A 24437-nucleotide genomic window follows, 5' to 3' on the forward strand; every position below is an offset into this window, starting at 1 on the left:
AGGAAGGTAACCCCCCATGAAGTTCGGACGGGCGGTCGCGGCAGCGGCCCTCTTGGCGGTCGTGACCGCGTGTGGCTCGGGCACCACGGCAGGAGGAGGAAGCGGCGGCGGGAAGGTCGGCATCGACCACCCGCGGGCCGACTCCGACTTCTGGAACTCCTACATCAAGTACGTCCCGCAGATGGCCGGCGAGCTCAAGGTGGACCTCATGCCCGCCACGAACTCGCAGAACGACGTGGCCAAGCTGGTCAACAACGTGCAGGCGCTGACCGGCCAGGGCGCCAAGGTCATCGTCATGGCCCCGCAGGACACCGGCGCCATCGCCAACACGCTCCAGCAGCTGGAGAACAAGAAGATCCCGGTCGTCACCGTGGACACCCGTCCGGACAAGGGCAAGGTCTACATGGTCGTCCGCGCCGACAACCGCGCGTACGGCACCAAGGCGTGCGAGTTCCTCGGCGAGAAGCTCGGCGGCAAGGGCAAGGTGGTGCAGCTCCAGGGCGCGCTCAGCTCGATCAACGGCCGTGACAGGTCGGAGGCGTTCCTGGAGTGCATGAAGGCGAAGTTCCCCGGCATCACCGTGTTCAGCGAGCCGACGGAGTGGGAGGGCAGCAAGGCGGCGTCCATGCTGCAGACCCGCCTGGAGCAGAACCCGGACATCAAGGGCATCTACCTGCACGCGGGCGGCGTGCACCTGGCGCCGACGCTGCAGGTGCTCAAGCAGAAGGGCCTGCTCGTCGCGCCGGAGGACCCCAAGCACGTCTTCGTGATCTCCAATGACGGGATCCCGCAGGAGTTCGAGGCCATCCGCAAGGGCGAGATCGACGCGACGGTGTCGCAGCCGGCCGACCTGTACGCCAAGTACGCCCTCTTCTACGCCAAGGCCGCGGCGGAGGGCAAGACGTTCAAGCCGGGCCCGACGGACCACGACAGCACGATCATCCAGCTCCCGAACGGGCTGGAGGACCAGCTCCCCGCGCCGCTGGTGACGAAGGAGAACGTGGACGACAAGGCCCTCTGGGGCAACCAGGTCAAGTAGATGAACCTTCACGTTGAAGCCCGGAAGGTGGTCAAGCGCTTCGGCCCGACGACCGCGCTCAACGGCGCGGAGATCGCGATCGCCGAGGGCGAGACGCACGCGCTGGTCGGCAGGAACGGCGCGGGCAAGTCCACGCTCGTGTCGATCCTGACCGGGCTGCAGCGGCCGGACGAGGGCGAGGTGCGGTTCTCGGGGCAGGCCGCGCCCGCCCTGGCCGACCGTGACGCCTGGCGGCAGCGCGTGGCCTGCGTCTACCAGAAGTCCACGATCATCCCGGCGCTCACGGTCGCCGAGAACCTGTTCCTCAACCGCCAGTCCGACGGGCACGCGAGGATCAACTGGAGAAGGCTGCGGGCCAGGGCGCGCGAGCTGCTGGACACCTACGAGGTGGACGTGGACGCGCAGGCGCTGGCCGGCGACCTGAGCGTGGAGCAGCGCCAGCTCGTGGAGATCGCCCGCGCGCTGTCGTTCGGCGCCAGGTTCATCATCCTGGACGAGCCGACGGCGCGGCTGGACGGCCCGGCCATCGAGCGGCTGTTCACGCGCATGCGGTCGCTGCGCGAGCAGGGCGTCACGATGATGTACATCTCGCACCACCTCGACGAGGTCTACGAGATCTGCCAGAGCGTCACCGTCTTCCGCGACGCCCGGCACGTCACCACCAGGCCGGTCGCCGACCTGCCGCACGACGAGCTGGTGGCCGCGATGACGGGGGAGGCCACGGCGGCCTACGAGGCGCGCGAGCACACGCCCGGCGAGCGGGTGGTGCTGCAGGGCGCGAACCTCAGCCTGGCGGGGCGCTACTCGGACATCGACCTCTCCGTCAAGGAGGGCGAGGTCGTCGGCCTGGCCGGCTCCGCGAGCAGCGGCAAGGTCGGCCTCGCCGAGACCCTGGTCGGGCTGCGCAGGCCCGACACCGGCACGGTCACGGTGAACGGCACCCGGGTCAGGCCCGGCGACGTGCCGGCCGCCATGAAGGCCGGGCTCGGGTTCGTGCCCGAGGACCGCCACCACGAGGGCTTCGTCCCGCTGCTCTCGGTGGGGGAGAACGCCACGTTCCCGATCGCCCGCAAGCTGGGCCGCTACGGCCTGGTCTCCCCGGCCAGGCGCCGCGCTAGGGCCGAGCAGATGATCGGCGCGCTGGACATCAAGACCGAAGGCCCCGACCAGCCGGTCGGCGACCTGTCCGGAGGGAACGCGCAGAAGGTCGTGTTCGCCCGGGCGCTCGTGGACGACCCGACCGTGCTGGTGGTGATCAACCCGACCGCCGGCGTGGACGTCAAGGCCAAGCAGGCCCTGCTCGGCGCCGTCGAGGACGCGGTCGAGCGCGGGGCGGGCGCCGTGGTGGTCTCCGACGAACTGGACGACCTGCGGATCTGCGACAGGGTGCTGGTGATGTTCCACGGCAGGGTGGTGAAGGACGTGCCACGTGGCTGGACCGACCACGAGCTCGTGGCCGTGATGGAAGGCATGGAAGAGTGACGACTTTGACTGCGCCGGCCCCCCGGCTGAAGCTGGCCAGGTTCCGCGACCTGACGCTCGTGCCGGTGATCGTGCTCCTGCTGGTCGTGGGCGCGTTCCTGGACCCGACCTTCCTGACGGCGGGCAACCTGACGAACGTGCTCCAGCAGCAGGCGGCGATCTCGCTGCTCGTGCTGGCCGAGGCGATGATCCTGATCGCCGGCAAGTTCGACCTCTCGCTGGAGTCCACGGTCGGCACCGCGCCGGCCATCGCGGTGATGCTGGTGGTCCCGGTGGCGGCGGGCGGGTTCGGCATCGGGCTGCCCGGGGCGCTGGTGATCCCGCTGGCGCTGCTCATCGGGGCGGCGATCGGGGCGTTCAACGGCTTCCTGATCATCAGGTTCCAGCTCTCGGCGTTCATCGTCACGCTGGCCATGCTGATCATCGTGCACGGGTTCCTGCAGGGCCCGACCGAGGGCAAGACGCTGTTCCAGCTCCCCGAATCGATCCTCTACCTGGGCAGCGCCATGTGGCTCGGCCTCCCGGCCGCCATCTGGATCGCCGGCCTGCTGTTCGCCGCCGGCATCTTCGGCCTCGGCTACCTCAGGCTCGGCCGCGCGCTGTACGCGATCGGCGGCAACATCGACGCGGCCCGCGCCGCCGGCATCCGGGTGGACCGGGTCCTGTACGGCGTCTTCATCCTGGGCGGAACGCTCGCGGCACTGGCCGGCATCCTGGAGACCGGGCGTCTCGGGGCGATCGGCAACAACCAGGGCGTCGGCTGGATCTTCATGGTGTTCGCCGCGGCCGTCATCGGCGGCGTCAGCATGGACGGCGGCAAGGGCACGATCCTCGGCGCGCTCACCGGCGTGCTGGTGATCGGCCTCGTCCAGAACATCCTGACCCTCATCGGCGTCTCCGGCTTCTGGCAGCCGGTCATCTACGGCTCGATCATCCTCATCGCCCTCATGATCAGCCGGATCGCGGGCGGAAAGGCACAGGACTGATGGCCATCGACCTGCCCCGTCACGGCTTCGGCGGCGCCCCCATCGGCAACCTCTACGACGAGGTCGCCGAGGAGCAGGCCCGCGCCACGGTGGACGCGGCCTGGGAGAGCGGGGTACGCCTGTACGACACCGCGCCCCACTACGGCCTCGGCCTGTCGGAGCGCCGCCTGGGCGCCGCGCTCGCCGGCCGGTCGGGCTACCTGCTGTCCACCAAGGTGGGCCGCCTGCTGCGGCCCAAGGCGTCCGGCGACGGCCGCGACGACGACGTCTTCGACGTCGCCGGCGACCTGGAGCGGGTGTGGGACTTCTCGCCGGGCGGCGTCCGCGCCTCCCTGGACGACTCCCTGGTACGCCTGGGGCTCCCGGCCGTGGACATCGCCCTCATCCACGACCCGGACGACCACGTGGACCAGGCGATCACCGAGGCGGCTCCGGCGCTGGCGGAGCTGCGCGCCGAGGGCCGGGTGCGGGCGATCGGCGTCGGCATGAACCAGTGGGAGGCGCCGCTGCGCTTCGTCCAGGAGACCGACATCGACGTCGTCATGCTCGCCGGCCGCTACACGCTCCTCGACCAGTCGGGCCTGCCCCTGCTGGACGCGTGCGCCGAGCGGGGCGTCCAGGTGCTGGCGGCCGGGGTGTTCAACAGCGGCATCCTGGCCACTCACGAGCCGTCGGGCACCTACAACTACGCGCCGGCCCCGCCGGAGCTGCTCGACCGTGCCACGAGGATCGCGCGGGTCTGCGAGCGCCACGACGTCACCCTGCCGCACGCCGCCATGGCGTTCCCGCTGCGCCACCCGGCGATCGCCACGATCGTGCTGGGGGCCCGCACGCCCGAGGAGGTCCGGCGGAACGCCGAGCTGTGGTCGCGGCCGGTGCCCGGGGAACTGTGGGCCGAGCTGGAAGGGGAGGGGCTGCTGGCCGCGGCCGGATGAGGTCTCGCGGGCCCGTCGCCGCGACGGGCCTGCCCGGCCTCCCGCAGCGCGCTGACCGGCAATGGCCCCCAAGGGGCACTGACCGGCATGGCTCCGAAGGGGCACTGACCGGCATGGCTCCGAAGGGACGCGGTCGTCACCGTTCAGGACCCGATGAACAACCACGACTTCGACGGCCCCGGCTCGTACGGCGAGTCCAGCCGCTTGGCGACCACCCCGGGCAACCCCTGCTCGCGTGCCGCCTGCCGCACCGCGCCCGCCTCGCCGGGCCAGGACGGCGCGGTCTGCCAGTGGGCTCCGGTCAGCTCCAGCGCTTCCAGGGCGGCCCGCCGCGCCGTGTAGGGCTCGTCCAGCAACGACCGCCCGTCGTCGTACAGCAGGTCGTAGAAGAGGAGGATCTCCGCGCCGCCGAGCGTGGCCACCTCCCCGTCCAGCACCGCCGTACGGCTGCCGAACGACTCCGCCAGCCCGCGCAGCCACGGGTGCTCGCGGGCGACGTCCGTGCGGCCGCCGTCGATGGGCACCAGGAGCCGCCGCCCGCCCCAGGCGAACTCGAAGGCGTACGCCGCGACGTCCTTCGGGAGCTTGGCGCGCTCGGTCGGGAGCATGGGGGAGACGGACGGGAACGGGTCGCGGACCGCGGAGCCCATGCGGTGGATCATCCAGTTCTTGCCCCGCGTCCGGAACAGCACGAACCGGCCGGAGGCCCGCTCGCCGCGCAGCACGAACTTGACCTCGCGCTCCGACCACTTCTCCGTCTCGTAGGTGCCGGTGTCCCAGATGGTCATGGTGCCGCCGCCGTACTCGCCCTTGGGGATCTCGCCGTGGAAGGTGAGGTACTCCATCGGGTGGTCCTCGGTGTGCACGGCCAGGTGGTTGGTGCCCGGGTCGGCGGGCAGGCCCTTGGGGACGGCCCAGGAGACGAGCACGCCGTCGCGTTCCAGGCGCAGGTCCCAGTGCAGGGAGCGGGCGTGGTGCTCCTGGATGACGAAGGCGTTTCCTTCGGGGGACGGGGAGGGGGAGTCGGGGACGGGCTCTGGGGTACGTTTCGGGTCGCGTTTGCTCCGGTATTTCGAGAGTTTGTCGGACACAGCACCGGTACTACCCGCTCGTGCTCTCCCTGATCACCAGCCGGTACGGCACCCGCACCTCCCTGGGCTCGCCCGCCGACGAGGTCATGCGCTGGGCCGGCAGGTCCACGGCGTGCCTGGTGACGTGCACGTAGCCGTTGACCACGTTGGAGAAGGTCTCGCCACCATTCCTCCGATGTGTGCTCACGGCCTGCCGCCGCCCTTGACCAGGCACGATGCTCAGTCGAGCTCCAGCGCCCGGCGCAGCCACGACTCCACGCCCGCCACGTGCACGGTCGCCCAGGAACGGGCGACGTCGGCCTGGCGCGCGGCGATGGCCTCGTAGATCGCGGTGTGCTGCTCCCGCGTCTTCTCCATCGCCCCCTCCTGTGTGAGGCCGCGCCAGATCCGCGCCCTGGTGGTCGGCCCCGAAAGGCTCTCGATGAACGAGCACAGCACGCTGTTCCCCGACCCCTGCGCGATCCGCAGGTGGAACTGCAGGTCGTTGGCCACCAACTCCTCCACCGTGGGCCGCTCGGGGAGCGACTCCAGGATCAGCCGCAGCTCGGCGACGTCGGCGTCGGTCATCTGCTCCGTGGCCATCGCCGTGGCGGCCGGCTCCAGGATCCGGCGCACCTCGAAGAACTGCAGAACCGTGTCGTCCCGGTGCAGGTCGAGCACGAACGACATGGTGTCGAGCAGCAGCCGCGGCTCCAGGCTGGTGACGTACGTGCCGTCGCCCTGCCGCACGTCCAGCACGTTGATCAGCGACAGCGCGCGCACGGCCTCGCGCAACGAGTTGCGTGACAGGCCGAGCCGTTCGGCGAGGTCGGCCTCCTTCGGCAGCCGGTCGCCCGGCGCCAGCTCGCCGGAGAGGATCATCTGCTTGATCTTGTCGATGGCCGCATCGGTGACCGCCACGCTTTTCTCCCTAGACATCGGATGTCTAGGAGTCTAGAGCGTGGAAGCGCACGGCATCGACACCTGGGATGCGGCGTACCCGGCCCCTGGCCTCCAGGGTCCGCAGGTGGGCCGCGGCCTCGCCGGCCGCCATGCCCCTCAGCGGGGGCGCCAGCTCCTCCCACGGCCTGTTCCACGTCATCATCGCGGCGACCTCCCAGATGGTCAGCGGTTGCGGCCGCTGGACCAGGAGGGCGCGCAGCCGTTCGAGTTTCTCCTCGTGATGGTGGCGGATCTGAGCGGCGCGTGCGGCCACATCAGGAAATATCCACTCATGCGCGGGAAGAGCGTCGAGCGGCCCCAGATCGCTCACGCGATCCAGGGACTCCAGGAAGTCACCCAGGGGATCGACATCGTCCCGATCATAGGGATAAATCCCGACGTGCGGGGTGATGTCGGGGAGGACGTGGTCGCCGGTGAACAGCCGGTCGGCGTCCTCCAGGTGCAGGCAGATGTGCCCCGGCGTGTGACCGGGGGTGTGCACCGCGCGCAGCTTGCGGCCCGGCAGGTCCACCAGGTCGCCGTCGCGCAGCTCCCGGTCGGGCAGCGCGGGCGGGGCCGGGCGCTCGCCCGCGACCTGCCTGGCCTCGCCGGGGTCGGCCCCCGCCCGCCTGAGCATGTCGGTCTGGAACGCCTCGTGCTTGCTGTCGGCGTACTCGATCATGAGCCTGACCAGCGCCGCGTCGCTCTCGTGCATGGCGATCCAGGCGCCGGACGCCTCCCTGACCTGCCCGGCCAGCCCGGCGTGGTCGGGATGGAAATGGGTGACGACCACCCCGCTCACCGCGCTCACGTCCAGCCCGGCCGCGGCCAGGCCGCCGCTGAGCGCCTCCCAGGCGTCGGGGTGGTTCCATCCGGCGTCGACCAGCACAGGGCCGCGGGGTGACTCGATGGCGTAGACGAGCGTGTAGCCGAGCGGATTGCCCGGTATCGGCACCGGCACGCTCCACACCCCGCCGCCGAGGTCCTGCGGCCGCTGCTCCGCGTACGGCCTGCGCGTGGACTTCATGTGCCCCCCGAGAGATGAGTGCGTACGTGCCCTGAGCGCCGAAGGCGACGATCAGATACCTGATCAGCCGAGGCGTTCCAGAATGGTGGCCGTGGCCAGCGCGCCGCCCGCGCACATCGTGACCAGCGCGGTCGCCGAGTCCGACCGCTCCAGCTCGTGCAGCGCCGTGGTGATCAGCCGCGCGCCCGTGGCGCCCACGGGGTGGCCGAGCGCGATGGCGCCGCCGTTGACGTTCACCCGGTCGAGGTCGGGCTCGTGCACGCTCGCCCAGGACAGCACGACCGAGGCGAACGCCTCGTTCACCTCGAACCTGTCGATGTCGCCGATCGTCATGCCGGCCGCCGCAAGCACGCGCGCCGTGGCCTCCACGGGCCCGTCCAGGTGGTAGTACGGCTCCGCCCCGACCAGCGCCTGCGCCAGGATCCTGGCCCTGGGCCGCAGCCCGTGCCGCCGTGCCGCCTGCTCGCTCATCACCAGCACGGCCGCCGCTCCGTCGGAGATCTGCGACGAGGTGCCGGCCGTGTGCAGCCCGCCCTCGACCACCGGCCTCAGCCCGGCCAGCCCCGCCGCGGTGGTCTCGCGCAGGCCCTGGTCCCTGCGGACGTCGCCGATGGGCACGATCTCCCGCTCGAACCGCCCGTCGGCCCACGCCTTGCCTGCCCGTTGCTGCGACCGCGCCCCGAACCAGTCGAGCCGCTCGCGCGTGAGCCCGCGCCGCCGCGCGATCCGCTCGGCGGCGGTGAACTGGTCGGGCAGGTCGATGTTCCAGTCGTCCGGCCTGGGCTGGGCGGGGCGCACGTTGCTGCCCAATGGCGCCCGGCTCATCACCTCGACCCCGCACCCGACGCCGACCTCGATCACACCTGCGCCGATCATCGCCGCCGCCAGGTGCACCGCCTGCTGGGAGGAGCCGCACTGGGCGTCCACGGTGGTGACCCCCGTCTGGTACGGCAGCCCGGCATACAGCCACGAGTGACGGCCGACGTGACCGCCCTGCTCGCCGGCCTGGGTCACGCACCCCGCGAAGACCTGCTCCACGGCGCCGGGATCGACGCCGGAGCGCTCGACGAGCCCGTTCAGCGCCGCGGCCAGAACCTGTTGCGGTTTGAGCTCCGACAACCATCCCGCCCGCTTGCCGATGGGCGTGCGAACGGCCTCGACTATTACCGGTGTGCCCATGGCCGCCTCCAGAACGACGCTCTGGCGCGACTGTAACGCGTTCTACTTTGTTTCGGAACCCTCCCACTTGGCCGGCATCCCGAACGTCTCGAACAGCGACTCCTCGAAGAACATGCCGACATGGCCGACCCGCTCGCCGGAGAACGTCAGCACCATGATCGCGAACTGCTCGTGGACGCCGTCGTCACGGCGGTGGTAGACGGCGAAGGCCGGCTGGCCGTTGGCCCCGACGGGCACCAGCTTGAGATCTCCGGGCCGCTCCGCCGGGCACCGCGTCGCGACGAGCTCGGCGATGTTCTCCGGCCCCTGGTACCAGCCCACGAACGGCGGCATCTCCCACACCGCGTCCTTGGTGAACAGGTCCACCAGGCCTTCGACGTCATAGTTCTCGAACGCCGCCACATACCGGTCGAGCAGGGCCCGCTGCTCCTGCGTCAGCGGCTCCACCGGGTCGTCGAGAGTCGGCGACACCTCGTTGAGCTGCGCCCTGGCGCGCTGCAGGATGCTGTTGACCGCCGCCGTGGAGGTGCCGACGGCCTCGGCCACCTCGGCGGCCTTCCACTTGAGCACGTCGCGCAGGATCAGCACGGCCCGCTGCCGGGGCGGCAGGTGCTGCAGCGCGGCGATCAGCGCGAGCCGGATGCTCTCGCGAGAGGTCACGATCGAGGCCGGGTCGTCGCCGGCCACGCCCGCCAGGGTGTCGGGCACGGGCTCCAGCCACGGCACCTCGCCGTCCTGCACCAGGGGCGCGCTCGCGTCGAGGCTCGGCGCGCCGAGCCCGGTCGGCAGCGGGCGCCTGGAGCGGTTGTCGAGCGCGGTCAGGCAGGTGGTGGTGGCTATACGGTAGAGCCAGGTGCGCAGCGAGGAGCGCCCCTCGAAGTTCTCGTAGCCGCGCCATGCGCGTAGATACGTCTCCTGCACGAGGTCCTCGGCATCGTGCACGGAGCCCATCATGCGGTAGCAGTGCGCCAGCAGTTCGCGCCGCATCGGATCAGCCAGCCGGAGGAAGTCCTCGTTCGTCGGCTTGTCGGTCATACCACCCTGTATAGCTCCCGCCACCGACAGAAAACCGAATCCTTGGACAAGCCGGCTCGAAACTTAGCCCTTGCGCTTACTGTCGCCTCTCCTGATACTTAGCCACATGGCACAGTATTCGGCGCACCTGGACGGCGTGTTCGTCGCCCTCGCCGACCCGACCCGGCGCGCCGTGGTCCGGCGCCTCGGCCACGGGCCCGCTAGCGTCGGCGACCTCGCCCGCGAGTTCCCGATGACGCTCCCCTCGTTCATGAAGCACGTGCGGACGCTCGAGTCGAACGGTCTCATCCGCACGGTCAAGTCCGGCCGGGTACGCACCTGCGTGCTCAACCGCGAGCGCCTCGCCCTCGTCGACGACTGGCTCGCCGAGCAGCGCCGGATCTGGGAGGAGCGCACCGACCGCCTCGAACAGTTCGTCACAGGCCCGGAGGAGAGCAGCCAGTGAATCCCGATCTCGACCTCGTTCTGGAGCGGATCATCCGCGCCCCGCGCGCGACCGTGTGGCGCGCCTGGACCGACCCGTCCAGACTCGAACAGTGGTGGGTCCCGGCTCCGTTCCGCTGCCGGGTGGACCGCCTGGACCTGCGGCCGGGAGGGGCGTTCGTGACCCGGTTGAGCGACGGCGGCGCCGCGTTCGCCCCGCACCTGGACGCGTGCTTCCTCGCCGTGGACGAGCTCGAACGCCTCGTCTTCACCAACGCGATCACCAGCACGTGGCGCCCGGCGACCCCCGCCCCGGTCACCATGACCGCCACCATCACGCTGAACGACCACCCCGACGGCACCGGCTACCGGATCCTCGTCCGGCACGGCGACCCGGAATCCCGCGCCCTGCACGAGAAGCTCGGTTTCGCCGACGGCTGGGGCACGGTCACCGCCCAGCTCGCCGCCCTCGCCGAGGGCACGGCCACCGCATGAAGATCACGCTCACCGAGTTCGTCACGCTCGACGGCGTCAGCCAGGGCCCCGGCTCGCCGGACGAGGACACCACCGGCGGCTTCACCCGAGGCGGCTGGCTCGTGCCGCACCTCGACGAGACGTTCGTCCGGCGTACCTCCGAGTGGCTCGACCTCGCCGACGGCCTGCTGTTCGGGCGGCGCACCTACGAGGCGTTCGCGCGCGACTGGCCGAAGAACACCGACCCGGCCGACCCGTACGCCGCGCGGATGAACTCCCTGCCGAAGTTCGTCGTGTCGAACACTCTCACCGGGGGTGCCTGGCACCCCACAACCGTGCTCGACGGCGACCCGGCCCGGTCGGTCGCCGCACTCAAGGCCCGGCCGGGACGGGAGCTGCAGATCCACGGCAGCGCCCGCCTCGCTGACGCGCTCCTGGCGGCGGGACTGATCGACACCCTCCGCCTCGTGGTCGCCCCCACCGTGCTGCGGACCGGCCGGCGCCTCCTGGTCGGCCAGGGCGCCACGTCCGGCCTGCGCCTGGTCCACCACGAGGCGACGCCGAACGGCCTGCTGCTCCTCGAGTACGAGCCGGCGGGCCAGGCGTCGCAGGGGCACTACGAGGGTGTCGCCGCCTTCGTGGAGCGTCAGGGCTGATGCTCGGCCACGCCGTCGGCCCCTGCGCGCGCCGTGACGGCGGCCCGCCACTGACGGGTCCGGCGGCCGTGTTCCTGGAAGGCCGCGGGGCTCAGATGTCGGCGAGGAGGCGGGCGGCGGCGGCCTCGATGCGGCGCTGGATCTGGTCATAGGTACGGCGGCCGCGCAGCATCTCCAGCAGCTCCTGCACCCACACGCTGGACAGCGACCCCGCGAGGTCGAGCTGCTCCTCGCTGGCCTCCTCCAGCGTCAGCCCGTCGGCCGAGACGCGCAGCAGCAGCCCCGTCATGCGGTCGCCGAACGGGGTCTGCACCTCCGCCAGGATCAGCGACCGGATCAGCGCGTCGGCCAGCTCCGGCTCGCGCATGAGCCCCCGCGTGGCCCGCATGAGCACGTCGACCGCGCGGCTGGACGGGGTGGCGGCCCCCGGCGGGCGGCGCTCGATGCTGCTCTCCAGCAGGTCGATCTCCTCGCCGACGACGGCCACGACGAGGTCCATCTTGGAGGGGAAGTATCGATAGAGCGTGCCAAGCGCCACGCCCGCGCGCTCGGCCACCGTGCGCATCTGCATGGCCTCCACGCCGCCCCGCGAGGCCAGCGCGGCGGCGGCCTGGACGATGCGCTTGCGGCGTTGGTGCTGGCTGCGCGTACGGACGCTGTGCCCGCCCGGCGCGGGGTGGCTTTCCAAGGGTCCCTCGGTCTCGCTCGGGGGCGCGGTGATTGCGGGCTGCGTGGTACGCATAAGAACACGTTATCTGATTTCTCGATTACGCGGCTTGTTACTCGCGAGTCACAAACGAGCCGTATCGGCCCATGTCTCCGGCGTTACACGGATATATCGGGGTTTATCCCCGGAGGTGGATACTGGACAGCTATTAGAATCTGTTCTAGTTTGCGATTCGGCTTACCTAGCGCTTGCTGGAGGAGCGATGATCGCGGACACGCTCGCCTCCCTGCTGCTCGCCCGGGCCGAGGACGACCGGCCGGGGCTGGTGCACGAGGGGAGGGTGTGGTCGTGGCGTGAGCACGTCGCGGCCTGCCTGGCCGCCGGGGCGAGGCTGTCCGCGCGAGGGATCGGGACGCACGTCGGGGTGCTCAGCGAGAACGTTCCCGAGCTGGTCGTCCTGATCGGCGGCGCGGCGCTGGCCGGGCACGTGGTCGTGGCGCTGAACCCGACGCGGTCGGTGGACGAGCTGATCCGCGACGCCCGCGCCACCGACGTGGACCTGGTCCTGGCGGACGAGTCCTGCGGCGGGATCGGGCGGGCGGTGTCGGAGGCGCTGGGCGTGACGGCGCTCCCGCTCGCCTCCGAGGCGAACAGCACCGCGCCCGAGGATGCCGTGAGGTCGGAGGGCGTCGTCCCAGCTCCGGGCGACCTCGTGATGCTGATCTTCACCTCCGGCACGTCCGGGCGTCCTCGAGCCGTGCGGATCACGCAGCGCAAGCTGGCCCTGCCCGGGGCGAGCCTGGCGGCGCTGCTCACCCCCGAGGACGCCGTCTACTGCTCGATGCCGCTGTTCCACTCCGGCGCGCTGATGGCCGCCTACGCCCCCGCCGTCGCGTCAGGGGCGGCGCTGGTGCTGCGGCGGCGCTTCTCGGCCTCGGGCTTGCTGCCCGACATCAGGCGATACGGCTGTACGTACCTCCACTACGTCGGCAAGGCGCTCTCCTACGTCCTGGCCACCCCGGAACAGCCCGACGACGCCGCCAACCCGCTCAAGATCGCGTTCGGGAACGAGGGCAGCGCGGTGGCCGTCAGAAGGTTCGGGGAGCGGTTCGGATGCCGGGTCATCGACGCCTTCGGCTCCACCGAGACCGCCATCTCGCTCATCCCCGACCCCTCCGGGCCGCCGGGCTGCCTCGGCCGCCTGCCCGAGGGCGTGCGGATACTCAACCCGTTCACCACCCGGCCCTGCCCGCCCGCGCGGATCGAGGACGGCCGCCTGCTCAACCCGGACGAGGCCATCGGCGAGCTGGTCAACACGGCCGGGCTCGGCTTGTTCGAGGGGTACTACAACGACCCGGACGCCGACGCCGAGCGGATCAGGGACGGCGCGTTCTGGTCCGGCGACCTGGCCTACCAGGACGCCGACGGCTACGTGTTCTTCGCCGGCCGGGGCACCGAGCGGCTGCGCGTGGACGGCGAGAACCTGGCGGTCGCGCCCATCGAGGCGGCGCTGCGGGAGTTCGGCGGGGTGGTGGAGGCGGCGGTGTATCCGGTGCCCGACCCGGCGGCCGGCGACCAGGTCATGGCGGCGCTCGTGCTGGCAGGCACCCCGGACCCGGGAGCCTCTGCCTCGGGCGCGCCCGATCCGGCAGCGTCCGATCCGGCAGTGTCCGGTCCGGCAGTGTCCGGTCCGGCAGTGTCCGGTCCGGCAGTGTCCGGTCCGGCGGCGTTGGATCCGGCGGCGTCCGGTCGGGCGGCGTCCGGTCGGGCGGCGTCCGGTCCGGCGGTGTTCGATCCGGTGGTGTTCGCCGCGTTCCTGGCCTCGCGCCGTGACCTGGGCGCCAAGTCCCTGCCCCGCTTCATCCGGCTGTGCCGGGAGTTACCCCAGACGGCCTCGCACAAGGTCATCAAGCGGCACCTCGCCAGGGACGCCTGGCGCACCACCGACCCGGTCTGGATGCGCGGCCCCGACGGGCTGCGGCTGCTCACGGAGGCGGACGTGAAGGGGATCGAGGAGGAGTTCGTACGGCACGGCAGGCAACACCTCTTGGAGACGTAGTGGATTTCAACCTGGACGAAACCCAGCAGGATCTGAAGAAGCTGGCCGCCGAGGTCCTCGCCAAGGAAGGGGACGAGGACCGGCTGCGGCAGGCCGGGCTGATGGACGTGTGCGTGCCGGAGGAGGCGGGCGGGGCCGGGCTCGGACCGGTGGAGATGGCCGTGGTGCTGCGCGAGGTCGGTGCCCGGGCGGCCATGGTGCCCGCGCTGCCGACCCTGGCCGCCACGCTGCTCCTGGCCCGCCACGGCGACCCGGACCGGCGAGGCCGCCGCACCGGCCGCCTCACCCTCGCACTCCGCGAGCCCGCCCGCGCCCTCGCCGACCCGCCCACGACCACCGCCACCGCCACCGCCACGCCGGCGTCGGCGTCGGAAGGCGGGTGGGCGTTGACGGGGCGGAAGGTGTCGGTGCCCTACCCCTCAGCCGAGGTGCTGGTCACCGCCGGCGAGGGGCTGTTCCTGGTGACGGAGCCCGCGACGGCGGCCGAGTTCACCTCCACCGGTGAACCCGCCGCCACTCTCGTGCTCGACGGCACCCCGGCGGAGCGGGTGGCGGGCCAGGAGGCCGTCGCGGACGCGCGGCGGATCTTCATGGCGGCCGTCACCGCGCAGGCGAGCGGGGTGCTGGCCGGCGCGCTGGAGCTGACGACCGCCTACATCAGGCAGCGCAAGCAGTTCGGGCGGGCGCTGGCCGAGTTCCAGGCCGTGACGATGCAGATCGCCGACGTCTACATCGCCGCCAGGGCGCTGGACGTGGCCATGTGGTCGGCCGTCTGGCGGCTGGGCGAGGGGCTGCCGGCCGAGGAGGACCTGGCGCTGGCCGCCTACCACGTCAGCGAGGCGTCCAAGGCCCTCTACACCTGCCAGCACCTGCACGGCGGCCTCGGCCTCGACGTCACCTACCCGCTGCACCGCTACTTCGCCCAGGCCAGGCACCTGTCCCAGCTGCTCGGCGGGGCCGACGCCCAGCTCGACCTGATCGGAGCGCTCGTCTGATGCTCATCGACCTCACCCCCGAGCAGCGCAGGCTCCGCGACGAGCTGCGCGAGTACTTCCAGGGCTGCCTCACCGCCGAGGACCGCGCCAAGATCACCGAGGACCCGTTCGGCGGCGCGTACATGGAGCACTGCCGCCGGCTCGGCCGGGACGGCAAGCTGGGCCTCGGCTGGCCCAAGGAGTACGGCGGCAGTGGCTACGGCCCCCTGGAGCAGCAGATCTTCGCCAACGAGATCGCCCGCGCCGGGGTGCCGTACCCCATCATCACGGTGCAGACCGTGGGGCCGACGCTCATGCAGTACGGGACGGAGAAGCAGAAGGAGCACTTCCTGCCGCGCATCCTGGCCGGCGAGTGCCACTTCGCGATCGGCTACAGCGAGCCGGAGGCGGGCACCGACCTGGCCTCGCTGCGGACGACGGCGGTGCTCGACGGCGACCACTACGTCGTCAACGGCCAGAAGATCTTCACCAGCGGCGCCCACTACGCCCAGTACATCTGGCTGGCCGCCCGCACCAACCCCACGGCCAAGAAGCACAAGGGCATCACCATGATGATCGCCTCCACGGACGACCCCGGCTTCTCGTGGACCCCGATCGTCACCATGGACGGCCGCCACCACACCAACGCCACCTACTACTCCGACGTGCGCGTGCCGGTGGACATGGTGGTCGGCGAGGTGGACCGGGGCTGGGACCTGATCGTCAACCAGCTCAACCACGAGCGCGTCACGCTCGGCCCCGCGGGCAACCTCGGCCAGACCTACGACCGCTTCCGCGCCTGGGCCCGCCGCACCGGCCTGGACGCCGAGCCCGACGTGCGGCGGGCGCTGGCGCGGGTGTGGGCCGCCTTCCGCACGAACGAACTGCTCAACTGGCAGGTGGCGGCGAACATGGACCTCGGCTGGCTGGGCGCCCCCGACGCGTCGGCCACCAAGATCTACGGCTCCGAGCGCATGCAGGAGATCGGCAGGATCGTCGGGGACATCCTGGCCAGGTACGGCGACCCGTCGGACCCGGAGACGGCCGAGCTGCTCGAACGCCTCGACCACGGGGTGAAGGGGGCGGTGGTGCTGACGTTCGGCGGCGGGGTGAACGAGGTGCAGCGCGAGCTGATCGCCATGCTCGGCCTGAGCCTGCCGAGGCCGCCCCGATGACCGACCGCACCGACCGCACCGACCGCACCGACCGCACCGACCGTACGGAAAGCACCGCCGGCACCGACCGCACCGCCGACACCGACGGCACCGAGCGCACGGAGAGCACCGACCGCAGGGTGATGACGGACGAGGAGCTGCACGAGCTCGCGGGCAAGCAGGCAGCGCTGGGCGAGGTGCGCGGCGCCCCGGCCGCCGACCCGGTGAACGTCCCCATGATCAGGCACTGGCTGGCCGCCATGGGCGACGAGAACCCGCGCTACCTGGAGCAGGGCCTGGCCCCGCCCGCGATGGCCCAGGTGTGGACCATGCCCGGCCTGTCCAGAGGGCCGAAGGAACGCTCCCCGGTGGACGACATGATGAGCGCGCTCAACGACAGCGGCTACACGGGCGTGGTGGCGACCAACTGCGAGCAGACCTACCACCGTTACGTCCGCGTCGGCGAGCGTCTCACGCCCGCGACCAGGTTCTCCGGCCTGGCGGGCCCGAAGCGGACGGCTCTCGGCGTCGGCTACTTCGCCACCTGGAACATCACCTGGTACACCGAGGACGACGAGCCGGTCGCCGACATGATGTTCCGGGTCCTGAAATTTCGCCCACCGGCGGCAAAGGCCGCCGCCGAGCCGTATCCGCTCCAGCCCGCCGTCAACCAGGACACCGCGTTCTTCTGGGAGGGCGTGAACCGGGGCGAGCTGCGCATCCAGTCCTGCGCCGACTGCGGCGAGCTGCGCCACCCGCCCGGCCCGCTGTGCCCCCGCTGCCGCTCGGCCGAACGCGCGTACCGGCTCGCGAGCGGCACGGGCACCCTGTTCAGCTACGTCGTGCACCACCATCCGCCCGTGCCCGGCAGGCAGACGCCGTTCGTGGTGGGGGTGGTGGAGCTGCCGGAAGGGGTGCGGGTCGTGGGCAACGTCGTGGACTGCCCCGTCGAGGAAGTGAGGATAGGCATGCCGCTGCGCGTGACGTACCGCCGGATGGACGACCGGCTCGTCCTGCCCATGTGGGCGCCGGAGCAGCCATGATCGGGGTCGCGCTGCCGGAGCTGTCGATCGACCTCACGCCCACCATGGTCGTCTCCACGGCCCTGGCCACCATGGACTACACGCCGGTGCACCACGACACGGCACTCGCCCGCGCCCAGGGCTCCTCGGACATCTTCCTGAACATCCTGACCACCATGGGCCTGGTCGAGCGCTACGTCACCGACTGGGCGGGCCCCAGGGCCGTCATCAGGAGCATCGACATCAGGCTGGGCGTCCCCGCGTACGCCGGTGACCGCCTGACCTTCAGCGGCACGGTCGTCGCCGGCGAGGGCGACCGGCTCACCGTCGAGGTGCGCGGCCGGGTGAGCCTGGGCGAGCACGCCACCGGCACCGTCACGCTGGAGGGCCCGTGAGCACGGCCATCGCGGGCATCGGCGCCACCGAGTTCAGCAAGCGGTCGGGACGTTCGGAGCTGCGGCTCGCCGCCGAGGCCGTGCTCGCGGCGCTGGACGACGCCGGCCTGTCACCCGGCGACGTGGACGGCCTGGTCACCTACAGCCAGGACGCCAACCAGGAGATCGCCGTCGCCAGGGAGACCGGCATCGGCGAGCTGACCTTCTTCTCCCGCGTCGAGTACGGCGGCGGCGCGGCCTGCGGCACCGTCGCCCACGCCGCCATGGCGGTGGCCACGGGCGCGGCCCGTACGGTGGTCTGCTACCGGGCCTTCAACGAGCGCTCGGGCCGCCGCTTCGGCCAGCCGAACGCGGGGCTCACCGGACAGCCCAGCTCCCAGGGGCTGGAGATGAGCTGGCACGTGCCGTTCGGGCTGATGACGCCGGCGGCGTGGGTGGCCATGTTCGCGCGGCGCTACATGCATGTGTACGACGCCACCTCCGCGGACTTCGGCCGCGTGGCGGTGGCCATGCGCAGGCACGCGGCCACCAACCCGGCCGCCTGGTTCCACGGGCGGCCGATCACGCTGGAGGAGCACCAGGCCTCCCGGTGGATCGTGGAGCCGCTGCACCTGCTCGACTGCTGCCAGGAGAGCGACGGGGCGGTGGCGCTGGTGGTCACCTCCACCGAACGGGCCCGCGACCTGCGCCGCTCCCCGGCCGTGATCGCCGCCGCGGCGCAGGGGGCGGGAGCCGATCAGATGATGATGACCAGCTACTACCGGGATGACATGACCGGGCTGCCCGAGATGTCCGTCGTCGGGCGCCGCCTCTGGGAGCTCTCGGGCCTGTCGCCCGCCGACATCCAGACGGCCATCCTGTACGACCACTTCACCCCGTTCGTCCTGACCCAGCTCGAAGAGCTCGGCTTCTGCGGGCGCGGGGAGGCGCCCGGCTTCCTGGCCGACGGCGGCATCGAGCTGGACGGCCGCCTCCCGGTCAACCCGCACGGCGGGCAGCTCGGGGAGGCCTACATCCACGGCATGAACGGCATCGCGGAGGCCGTCCGCCAGATCAGGGGCACCGCGGTGAACCAGCTCCCGAACGTCACCAACGTCCTGGTGACGGCCGGGACCGGCGTCCCCACCAGCGGCCTCATCCTGTCGGCCGGTTAGCACCCCACGGACGCGGCTGCGCCTCCACAAGCCCGCGGAGGCTCAGCCCGTCCAGGTGCCCGCCACCTGGCGGGTGGCGGCCTCGGCGAGGACGAGGCCGGGCTGGCCCATCCGTGCTTCCATCGGTCACTCCAGGGGTCCCGGCGCCGATGACGTCACATCGACCCGCTTTCATGGGTCGAAGCAATGACGCGGGACGAGAAGGAATGTGACACGTGAACGACGACGCATCGCTGACCGGCCTCTTCGAGGCGCATCGCGGTCAGCTGAGAGCCGTGGCGTACCGGATGCTCGGGTCGGTGAGCGAGGCCGACGACGCGGTGCAGGAGGCGTGGCTCAGGCTCAACCGCACCGACACCGGCGACGTGCGGAACATGGGCGGCTGGCTCACCACGGTCGTGTCCCGCATCTGCCTGAACATGTTGCGCTCCCGCGAGCACCGCCGCGAGGACCCGCTGGAGGAGCGCATGCCGGAGCCGGTGGTGAGCCCGCCGGGCGGCGTCGATCCCGAGCAGGAGGCGCTCCTGGCGGACTCGGTGGGGCTGGCGCTGCTCGTGGTGCTGCAGCAGCTGGAGCCGACGGAGCGGCTGGCGTTCGTGCTGCACGACATGTTCGCGGTGCCGTTCGACGAGATCGCGCAGATCATCGACCGCACGCCGGCCGCCACCAGGCAGCTCGCCAGCCGGGCCCGCCGCCGGGTGCGCGGGGCCGCCCCGTCTCCGGATCCGGACGTGTCGCGGCAGCGTGAGGTGGTGGACGCGTTCATGGCGGCGGCCCGCGACGGTGACTTCGACACGCTCGTGTCGCTGCTGCACCCGGACATCGTGCTCCGCACGGACGTGGGGCCCGCCGCGGCCCGGGGCTGGAACGAGCTGCGAGGGGCGCTCACGGTCGCGCAGCAGGCGCTCATGTTCCGGCGGATGGCGCCCTTCGCCCGCCCGGTGCTGGTCAACGGCGTCGCGGGGGCGCTCATGGTGCTGGACGGTCGGACGACCGCGGTGGGGGCCTTCACGATCGTCGACGGCAAGATCCTGACCATGGACATCCTCGGCGACCCCGCACGGGTGGCCGGTCTCGACGTGGCAGCCCTCACCGGCCGGCCCTGACCGCGTATCCGGTGGCGGGGCCGGAGTTCCCGGCCCGCCACCGGAGCGGTCGTCACGGGTCCACGAAGACCGGCATGGAGAAGAAGACGATCATCGCGATCGCCACGCAGAGCAGGAACCCGACGAGCTCCCAGACCCAGTCGTGGTGGCGGTCCTTGCGGCGGCGCACCTTCTTCGGAGGCCGCCCGTTCTCCGGGCGCCGCTTGGGAGCGGGCCTGGCCCGCACGGGGCGCGGCGCCAGGACGGACGAGCCGGACTGCTCGGCCGCCGGGCGGTCCTTCCTACGCGGTTCCCCGCCCTGCCGGGGGCCTTCCAGCGGCCTTTCCAAGGGCCTTTCCCGTGGCCTCTCCAGCGGTCTGTCCAGGGGCCTTTCCCGCGGCTTCTCCAGCGGCCTGTCCAGCGGCTTCTCCAGGGGCCTCTCCAGCGGCCTGCCGAGTGACTCCGCCTGGTCCCGCTCGTCCTGGCGCGGGTCCGGCAGCCGGTACACCGGCTCGGTGCCGGGCTTGGCACGCGACTTGGCGCGGGGCTTGAACAGCGGGGCCGCCGGTCCGCGTACCGGCTCCTCCGCCCGCGACGGCCGCCGGCGCGGGGCGGCAGGGGCGGCCTGCGCCGACGGCGGCCGGTGGAACCCCTCCGGAGCCGACAGCGGCCGGTGGAACTCCTCGGGAGCCGACGGCGGCCGGCGGAACTCCTCCGGAGCCGGCTGCGGCTCCAGCGGCGACCGGCGGCGCTCCTCGGCCGGCGTCCGCCCCGGCGGGGGGAGCGGCCGGGAGGGGCCCTCATGGACGAGCACGTCGCCGGTCATGTACGGGTCCGGCGCGTCCTTGGGCAGGATCACGTCACCCGTCGCGAACGGCTCGGCGGCCATGGGATCGGGGGCCGCCATGAAGAACGGCCGCTCCTGCGGCGGCCGCCCGGCCACGGAACGGTCCCCGGCGGACGGCCCTGACGCCAGCGGGTCCCTGGCGGACGGCCCGGCGACCCACCGGTCCCCGGGCGACGGCACGCCATCCCGCCGATCGGGAACCCGCCGGTCTCCGGCGGAGGGTGCGGGCGGCCGGGACTCGTCCAGCGGGTCCCGCAGGGCCCGCGCCGACCCCAGCGGATCCCGCAACGGCGGGCTGGGGTCGAGCACGTCCCTCGGGGGCGAGAGCGGGTCGCGGAACTTGGGCATCGGGGCCGTGGTCGCCTCGTGCACGGGGGTCTGCGACGGCGAGGGCGGCGTCAGCAGCTCGGCCGGGAAGATCACCGTGCTGGTCGCCGGGTCGGCGTCCGCCAGCGGCTGCGGCCAGACCGGCGGGCTGGGCCACCGGGGCTTGACGAACAGCGGTGCGGGCGCCGCCGAACGGGAGCCCGCGAAGTGGATGCGCAGCGCCCCCGGCGGCTGGGGCCACGGCAGGCGGCCGAGCACGTCGTGCAACGGCGCGACCCCGAGCGCGCCGTAGATGTCGGCCACCGGCTTGGGCACACGCACCCCGGTCGAGGCCAGCGCCGCTCCGAGCGACTGCCTGAAGCGGTGCCCCGCCCCCACCGCCAGCTCCTCGGCGGTGTCGGGCGCGACGTCGAGCACCCATGCCAGCTCCGCCTTGCTGAGCCCGCACACCGCGCACAACATCAGCACCTCGCGCTGGTGCGGGCGCAGCTCGCGCAGGGAACGCTCGACGAGCGCGGTGGCCGGGTCGATGAGCGGGTCGACGGCGGGCGGGGAGTAGACGATGTCCCGCCGGTGGATCTCGCGGCGGGCGAAGGCGTAGAGCGCGGCGCGGGGCGGCGCGGTGGCGGGGACGCTGCTGAGTACGGCCACCAGGACGTCGGAGGCCGAGCCGAGGTCGCCGAGCTGGTCGGCGCAGTACGCGAACAGCCCGGCGGCATGGAGGTCGTAGAGCTCTGCGATCAGTTCTGCGCGCTGGCGCTGATCGGTGAGCGACAGAGACACGGGGCCGGTTCCTCTTGCTGGATGCGGACGCTGGGGGGTGAGGGGCGCGTCAGGAGTTTGTGAGCTGATGCGTCAGGAATTGTGAGGGTTATCATGCCAACTCACCGTGGTCCGGCGCACTACCAGATCCAGATTTCATCGGAATCTCCCAGCTCAAGTGAAACGCTTCAGGAAAACCCGAGGGGACAGCCCGGTACGCGCAGCCGTAGTCTGTGGGTTCAGCAGATCATGCGGCGGTCGTGGCACGGGGGCTGCGGCGCTGCCGCCGGAGGCCCCTAAGCGAGAGTTCGCGCGTGATCACATTCGAATCTGTCACCAAACGCTATCCGGACGGGACGGTCGCGGTGGACGACCTCAGCCTGGAGGCGCCCACCGGCGAGATCACGGTGTTCGTCGGCCCGTCGGGCTGCGGGAAGACGACCTCACTGCGCATGATCAACCGGATGATCGACGCCACGCAGGGCCGGATCCTCCTCGACGGGGAGCCGGTGCAGGGCATCGACCCGCCGACGCTGCGGCGCGGCATCGGTTACGTCATCCAGCAGGCCGGCCTCTTCCCGCACCGGAAGATCCTCGACAACATCGCCACCGTCCCCTACCTGCTGGGCTGGGACCGGAAGAAGGCCCGCGCCACGGCCATGGACCTGCTGGAGCGCGTCGGGCTCGACCCCGCGCTGGCCGGCCGCTACCCGTTCCAGCTCTCCGGAGGCCAGCAGCAGCGCGTCGGCGTGGCCAGGGCGCTGGCCGCCGACCCGCCCGTGCTGCTCATGGACGAGCCGTTCAGCGCCGTCGACCCCATCGTCCGCACCAACCTTCAGGACGAGCTGCTGCGGCTGCAGAGCGAGCTGAACAAGACGATCGTGTTCGTCACGCACGACATCGACGAGGCCATCAAGCTCGGCGACCGGGTGGCGGTGCTGCGCGTGGGCGGCAGGCTGGCCCAGCTCGCCGACCCCAGGACGCTGCTGTCGGAGCCGGCCGACGACTTCGTGCGCGAGTTCCTCGGGCAGGACAGGGGGATCAGGCGGCTGCGCTTCGTCTCCACGGCGGGGCTGCGGCTGCGTACCGACCTGACCGTGCCCGAGGACTTCGACGGCAGCACCTCCGAGCCGTGGCTGCTGGTCGTGGACGGCGACGGCCGGCCGGTGGGCTGGCGGCGCAGCGACCGGCCGGGAGATCTTGAGCCTGCCGGCACCTACGAGCACGGCCGCGACAACATGCGCTCCGCCCTCGACGCGGCGCTGCTGTCGCCGTCCGGCTGCGCGGTGGCGGTGGACGAGCGGGGCAAGGCCGTCGGCGTGGCCACCAGGCAGGCGCTGGACGAGGCGCTGGCGGAGGCCGCGGATGGGTGACGGGCCTCCTTCCATCTGGGAGTGGATCGCGCGCAACTGGGACACCGGCCGGGCCGACAGCATCAGGAACCTGCTGACCGACCACCTCACGATGTCGCTGGTGCCGATCGTGCTCGCGCTGCTGTTCGCGCTCCCGCTCGGCCTGGCCTCCGTGCGCTGGCGCTGGCTCTACCAGCCCACGGCGGGGTTCATGAACGTCGTGTACGCGCTGCCGTCGCTGCCGGTCTTCATGCTGCTGATCTCGGTGACCGGGCTGTCGCAGACCACGGTGATCATCCCGCTGACCTTCTACGGCATGGCCGTGCTGATCCCGGCCGTGGTCGACGGGATCGACTCGGTGCCCGACCACGTGCGCCAGTCGGCCGTGGCGATGGGCTTCACGCCGCTGCGCCGCCTGCTGCGGGTCGAGCTGCCGATCGCGGCGCCGGTGGTGCTGGCGGGCATGCGGGTGGTCGCGGTCTCCAGCATCAGCCTGGTCAGCGTGGGGGCGCTGATCGGGCAGGGCGGGCTCGGCGGGCTGTTCACGCGGGCGTACCAGAACCCGTTCATGCCGCCGGTGATCGTCGGCATCGTGCTCATCGTGCTGCTGGCGCTGATCGCCGACGGGCTGCTGGTGCTGACGCAGCGGCTGCTGACCCCCTGGGTGCGCGCGCGGAAGGGGCAGGCGTCGTGAACTGGCTGACCTCGTTCCTGAGCTGGCTGGGCGAGTTCTTCGGCAACGGCGAGAACTGGTCGGGCCCCGGCGGCATCCCCATGCGCCTGCTGGAGCACCTGGAGTTCTCGGCGCTGGCCCTGCTGCTGGCCGTGCTGATCGCCGTGCCGCTGGGCCTGGCGATCGGGCACACCGGGCGGGGCGAGCTGCTCGTCGTCGTGTCCGCGAACCTGGCCAGGGCGCTGCCCACGCTGGGCCTGCTGGTGATGTTCGTGCTGCTGCTGGGCACGGCCTCGATCTGGCCGGTGATCATCCCGCTGGTGCTGCTGTCGGTGCCGCCGATCCTGGTCAACACGTTCGAGGGGATCAAGGGGGTCGATCCCGAGCTGCGCGACGCCGCGTACGGGATGGGGCTGCGCGGCGGGCAGGTGCTCGGGCGGGTCCTGGTGCCGGTGGCGCTGCCGCTGATCCTGCTCGGCTGCCGGCTGTCGGCCATCCAGGTGGTGGCCACCACCACGGTCGCCGCCTACACCGGGCTCGGCGGCCTCGGGCGTTACGTGATCGACGGTTTCGCGACCAAGGATTACGCGAGCGTCGTCGGCGGTTCAGTACTGATTGTGCTGTTCGCGCTCGTGGTGCAGGTCCTGTTCGCGCTCGCCCAGAGGGTGACGGTCTCTCCTGGGGTGAGCCGGCGACTGAAGGTTCGATAGGTTCTCCT

Annotated in this window: 25 protein-coding genes; 17 read left to right on the forward strand and 8 right to left on the reverse strand. The window is 71.8% G+C overall.

Annotation, left to right across the window (positions count from 1 at the left end; genetic code table 11):
* Positions 1-16 precede the first annotated feature (16 nt).
* From AB0I79_RS14210 to AB0I79_RS14225, 4 genes are read left to right on the forward strand one after another with little or no spacing between them, the layout of a single operon-like run.
* Entirely contained in the window at positions 17-1039 is a 1023-nt protein-coding gene (locus AB0I79_RS14210) for a sugar ABC transporter substrate-binding protein (RefSeq protein ID WP_357871893.1), read from the forward strand.
* Entirely contained in the window at positions 1040-2521 is a 1482-nt protein-coding gene (locus tag AB0I79_RS14215) for a sugar ABC transporter ATP-binding protein (RefSeq protein ID WP_357871896.1), read from the forward strand.
* Positions 2518-3507 carry an ABC transporter permease gene (locus AB0I79_RS14220; RefSeq protein WP_357871898.1) on the forward strand — a complete coding sequence of 330 codons (990 nt, stop codon included), beginning with the start codon at positions 2518-2520 and terminating at the stop codon, positions 3505-3507. The genes AB0I79_RS14215 and AB0I79_RS14220 overlap by 4 nt, the downstream gene beginning before the upstream one ends.
* The gene (locus AB0I79_RS14225; RefSeq protein WP_357871900.1) at positions 3507-4442 is read left to right on the forward strand and encodes an aldo/keto reductase; all 936 of its coding nucleotides are present in this window, start codon (positions 3507-3509) and stop codon (positions 4440-4442) included. Before AB0I79_RS14220 ends, AB0I79_RS14225 begins: the two co-directional genes overlap by 1 nt.
* Positions 4443-4585: 143 nt before the next feature.
* Here the strand turns inward: AB0I79_RS14225 and AB0I79_RS14230 are convergent, their stop codons facing one another.
* The 6 genes from AB0I79_RS14230 to AB0I79_RS14255 form a co-directional block, all read right to left on the reverse strand.
* Complete coding sequence (locus AB0I79_RS14230) at positions 4586-5533, reverse strand: DNA polymerase ligase N-terminal domain-containing protein (protein ID WP_357871903.1); 948 nt, start codon at positions 5531-5533, stop codon at positions 4586-4588.
* 10 nt (positions 5534-5543) lie between these two features.
* Positions 5544-5720, reverse strand: coding sequence for a hypothetical protein (locus AB0I79_RS14235; RefSeq protein WP_357871906.1), 177 nt, complete (start codon positions 5718-5720; stop codon positions 5544-5546).
* A gap of 32 nt (positions 5721-5752) precedes the next feature.
* Complete coding sequence (locus AB0I79_RS14240; RefSeq protein WP_357871909.1) at positions 5753-6433, reverse strand: FadR/GntR family transcriptional regulator; 681 nt, start codon at positions 6431-6433, stop codon at positions 5753-5755.
* 25 nt (positions 6434-6458) lie between these two features.
* Positions 6459-7481, reverse strand: coding sequence for an MBL fold metallo-hydrolase (locus AB0I79_RS14245; RefSeq protein WP_357871911.1), 1023 nt, complete (start codon positions 7479-7481; stop codon positions 6459-6461).
* A gap of 63 nt (positions 7482-7544) precedes the next feature.
* Positions 7545-8660 (reverse strand): steroid 3-ketoacyl-CoA thiolase, encoded by a 1116-nt coding sequence (locus AB0I79_RS14250; RefSeq protein ID WP_357871914.1) that lies wholly within the window; start codon positions 8658-8660, stop codon positions 7545-7547.
* A 42-nt stretch (positions 8661-8702) separates the two neighbouring features.
* Positions 8703-9695, reverse strand: a complete 993-nt coding sequence (locus tag AB0I79_RS14255) for a sigma-70 family RNA polymerase sigma factor (RefSeq protein ID WP_357871917.1) — start codon at positions 9693-9695, stop codon at positions 8703-8705.
* 106 nt (positions 9696-9801) lie between these two features.
* Here AB0I79_RS14255 and AB0I79_RS14260 point away from each other — a divergent pair, with 106 nt between their 5' ends.
* Genes AB0I79_RS14260 through AB0I79_RS14270 form a run of 3 tightly spaced genes read left to right on the forward strand, consistent with a single transcriptional unit; the run spans position 9802 to position 11248 of the window.
* Positions 9802-10140: a metalloregulator ArsR/SmtB family transcription factor gene (locus AB0I79_RS14260; RefSeq protein ID WP_357871919.1), complete on the forward strand. Its 339-nt coding sequence runs from the start codon at positions 9802-9804 to the stop codon at positions 10138-10140.
* Positions 10137-10613 carry an SRPBCC domain-containing protein gene (locus AB0I79_RS14265; RefSeq protein ID WP_357871921.1) on the forward strand — a complete coding sequence of 159 codons (477 nt, stop codon included), beginning with the start codon at positions 10137-10139 and terminating at the stop codon, positions 10611-10613. The genes AB0I79_RS14260 and AB0I79_RS14265 overlap by 4 nt, the downstream gene beginning before the upstream one ends.
* Positions 10610-11248 (forward strand): dihydrofolate reductase family protein, encoded by a 639-nt coding sequence (locus AB0I79_RS14270; protein ID WP_357871924.1) that lies wholly within the window; start codon positions 10610-10612, stop codon positions 11246-11248. Before AB0I79_RS14265 ends, AB0I79_RS14270 begins: the two co-directional genes overlap by 4 nt.
* A gap of 91 nt (positions 11249-11339) precedes the next feature.
* On the opposite strand, the gene AB0I79_RS14275 is transcribed toward AB0I79_RS14270, so the two are convergent.
* The gene (locus AB0I79_RS14275; RefSeq protein WP_357871927.1) at positions 11340-11990 is read right to left on the reverse strand and encodes a TetR family transcriptional regulator; all 651 of its coding nucleotides are present in this window, start codon (positions 11988-11990) and stop codon (positions 11340-11342) included.
* A gap of 187 nt (positions 11991-12177) precedes the next feature.
* On the opposite strand from AB0I79_RS14275, the gene AB0I79_RS14280 reads away from it, so the two are divergent.
* The 7 genes from AB0I79_RS14280 (at position 12178) to AB0I79_RS14310 (ending at position 19779) form a co-directional block, all read left to right on the forward strand.
* Positions 12178-13974, forward strand: a complete 1797-nt coding sequence (locus AB0I79_RS14280) for an AMP-binding protein (protein ID WP_357871929.1) — start codon at positions 12178-12180, stop codon at positions 13972-13974.
* Positions 13974-14969 (forward strand): acyl-CoA dehydrogenase family protein, encoded by a 996-nt coding sequence (locus AB0I79_RS14285; RefSeq protein WP_357871931.1) that lies wholly within the window; start codon positions 13974-13976, stop codon positions 14967-14969. The genes AB0I79_RS14280 and AB0I79_RS14285 overlap by 1 nt, the downstream gene beginning before the upstream one ends.
* A complete protein-coding gene (locus AB0I79_RS14290) occupies positions 14969-16123 on the forward strand; it encodes an acyl-CoA dehydrogenase family protein (RefSeq protein WP_357871934.1) in 1155 nt (384 codons plus the stop codon). Before AB0I79_RS14285 ends, AB0I79_RS14290 begins: the two co-directional genes overlap by 1 nt.
* Positions 16120-17145, forward strand: a complete 1026-nt coding sequence (locus AB0I79_RS14295) for a bifunctional MaoC family dehydratase N-terminal/OB-fold nucleic acid binding domain-containing protein (RefSeq protein WP_357871935.1) — start codon at positions 16120-16122, stop codon at positions 17143-17145. Before AB0I79_RS14290 ends, AB0I79_RS14295 begins: the two co-directional genes overlap by 4 nt.
* Positions 17142-17519, forward strand: coding sequence for a MaoC family dehydratase (locus tag AB0I79_RS14300; RefSeq protein WP_357871938.1), 378 nt, complete (start codon positions 17142-17144; stop codon positions 17517-17519). The genes AB0I79_RS14295 and AB0I79_RS14300 overlap by 4 nt, the downstream gene beginning before the upstream one ends.
* Positions 17516-18673: a lipid-transfer protein gene (locus AB0I79_RS14305; protein ID WP_357871940.1), complete on the forward strand. Its 1158-nt coding sequence runs from the start codon at positions 17516-17518 to the stop codon at positions 18671-18673. Before AB0I79_RS14300 ends, AB0I79_RS14305 begins: the two co-directional genes overlap by 4 nt.
* Positions 18674-18888: 215 nt before the next feature.
* On the forward strand, positions 18889-19779 hold the full coding sequence (locus tag AB0I79_RS14310) for a sigma-70 family RNA polymerase sigma factor (protein ID WP_357871943.1): 891 nt from the start codon (positions 18889-18891) through the stop codon (positions 19777-19779).
* 52 nt (positions 19780-19831) lie between these two features.
* Here the strand turns inward: AB0I79_RS14310 and AB0I79_RS14315 are convergent, their stop codons facing one another.
* The gene (locus tag AB0I79_RS14315) at positions 19832-21715 is read right to left on the reverse strand and encodes a hypothetical protein (protein ID WP_357871945.1); all 1884 of its coding nucleotides are present in this window, start codon (positions 21713-21715) and stop codon (positions 19832-19834) included.
* Between the two features lie 293 nt (positions 21716-22008).
* Between AB0I79_RS14315 and AB0I79_RS14320 the strand changes: the two genes are divergently transcribed.
* Genes AB0I79_RS14320 through AB0I79_RS14330 form a run of 3 tightly spaced genes read left to right on the forward strand, consistent with a single transcriptional unit; the run spans position 22009 to position 24429 of the window.
* Entirely contained in the window at positions 22009-23067 is a 1059-nt protein-coding gene (locus tag AB0I79_RS14320) for an ATP-binding cassette domain-containing protein (protein WP_357871947.1), read from the forward strand.
* Positions 23060-23740, forward strand: a complete 681-nt coding sequence (locus tag AB0I79_RS14325) for an ABC transporter permease subunit (RefSeq protein WP_357871950.1) — start codon at positions 23060-23062, stop codon at positions 23738-23740. Before AB0I79_RS14320 ends, AB0I79_RS14325 begins: the two co-directional genes overlap by 8 nt.
* On the forward strand, positions 23737-24429 hold the full coding sequence (locus tag AB0I79_RS14330) for an ABC transporter permease (RefSeq protein ID WP_357871953.1): 693 nt from the start codon (positions 23737-23739) through the stop codon (positions 24427-24429). Before AB0I79_RS14325 ends, AB0I79_RS14330 begins: the two co-directional genes overlap by 4 nt.
* Positions 24430-24437 lie beyond the last annotated feature (8 nt).

The organism is Nonomuraea sp. NPDC050202, from assembly GCF_040656115.1.
Classification (GTDB): Bacteria; Actinomycetota; Actinomycetes; order Streptosporangiales; family Streptosporangiaceae; genus Nonomuraea.

Bases quoted from the DNA above. Each gene is read 5' to 3' on its own strand.
- AB0I79_RS14210 (WP_357871893.1), top strand. From the start codon at position 17: ATGAAGTTCGGACGGGCGGTCGCGGCAGCGGCCCTCTTGGCGGTCGTG.
- AB0I79_RS14250 (WP_357871914.1), bottom strand. From the start codon at position 8,660: ATGGGCACACCGGTAATAGTCGAGGCCGTTCGCACGCCCATCGGCAAG.
- AB0I79_RS14255 (WP_357871917.1), bottom strand. From the start codon at position 9,695: ATGACCGACAAGCCGACGAACGAGGACTTCCTCCGGCTGGCTGATCCG.
- AB0I79_RS14280 (WP_357871929.1), top strand. From the start codon at position 12,178: ATGATCGCGGACACGCTCGCCTCCCTGCTGCTCGCCCGGGCCGAGGAC.
- AB0I79_RS14300 (WP_357871938.1), top strand. From the start codon at position 17,142: ATGATCGGGGTCGCGCTGCCGGAGCTGTCGATCGACCTCACGCCCACC.
- AB0I79_RS14225 (WP_357871900.1), top strand. From the start codon at position 3,507: ATGGCCATCGACCTGCCCCGTCACGGCTTCGGCGGCGCCCCCATCGGC.
- AB0I79_RS14270 (WP_357871924.1), top strand. From the start codon at position 10,610: ATGAAGATCACGCTCACCGAGTTCGTCACGCTCGACGGCGTCAGCCAG.
- AB0I79_RS14290 (WP_357871934.1), top strand. From the start codon at position 14,969: ATGCTCATCGACCTCACCCCCGAGCAGCGCAGGCTCCGCGACGAGCTG.
- AB0I79_RS14295 (WP_357871935.1), top strand. From the start codon at position 16,120: ATGACCGACCGCACCGACCGCACCGACCGCACCGACCGCACCGACCGT.
- AB0I79_RS14215 (WP_357871896.1), top strand. From the start codon at position 1,040: ATGAACCTTCACGTTGAAGCCCGGAAGGTGGTCAAGCGCTTCGGCCCG.
- AB0I79_RS14245 (WP_357871911.1), bottom strand. From the start codon at position 7,481: ATGAAGTCCACGCGCAGGCCGTACGCGGAGCAGCGGCCGCAGGACCTC.
- AB0I79_RS14260 (WP_357871919.1), top strand. From the start codon at position 9,802: ATGGCACAGTATTCGGCGCACCTGGACGGCGTGTTCGTCGCCCTCGCC.
- AB0I79_RS14325 (WP_357871950.1), top strand. From the start codon at position 23,060: ATGGGTGACGGGCCTCCTTCCATCTGGGAGTGGATCGCGCGCAACTGG.
- AB0I79_RS14275 (WP_357871927.1), bottom strand. From the start codon at position 11,990: ATGCGTACCACGCAGCCCGCAATCACCGCGCCCCCGAGCGAGACCGAG.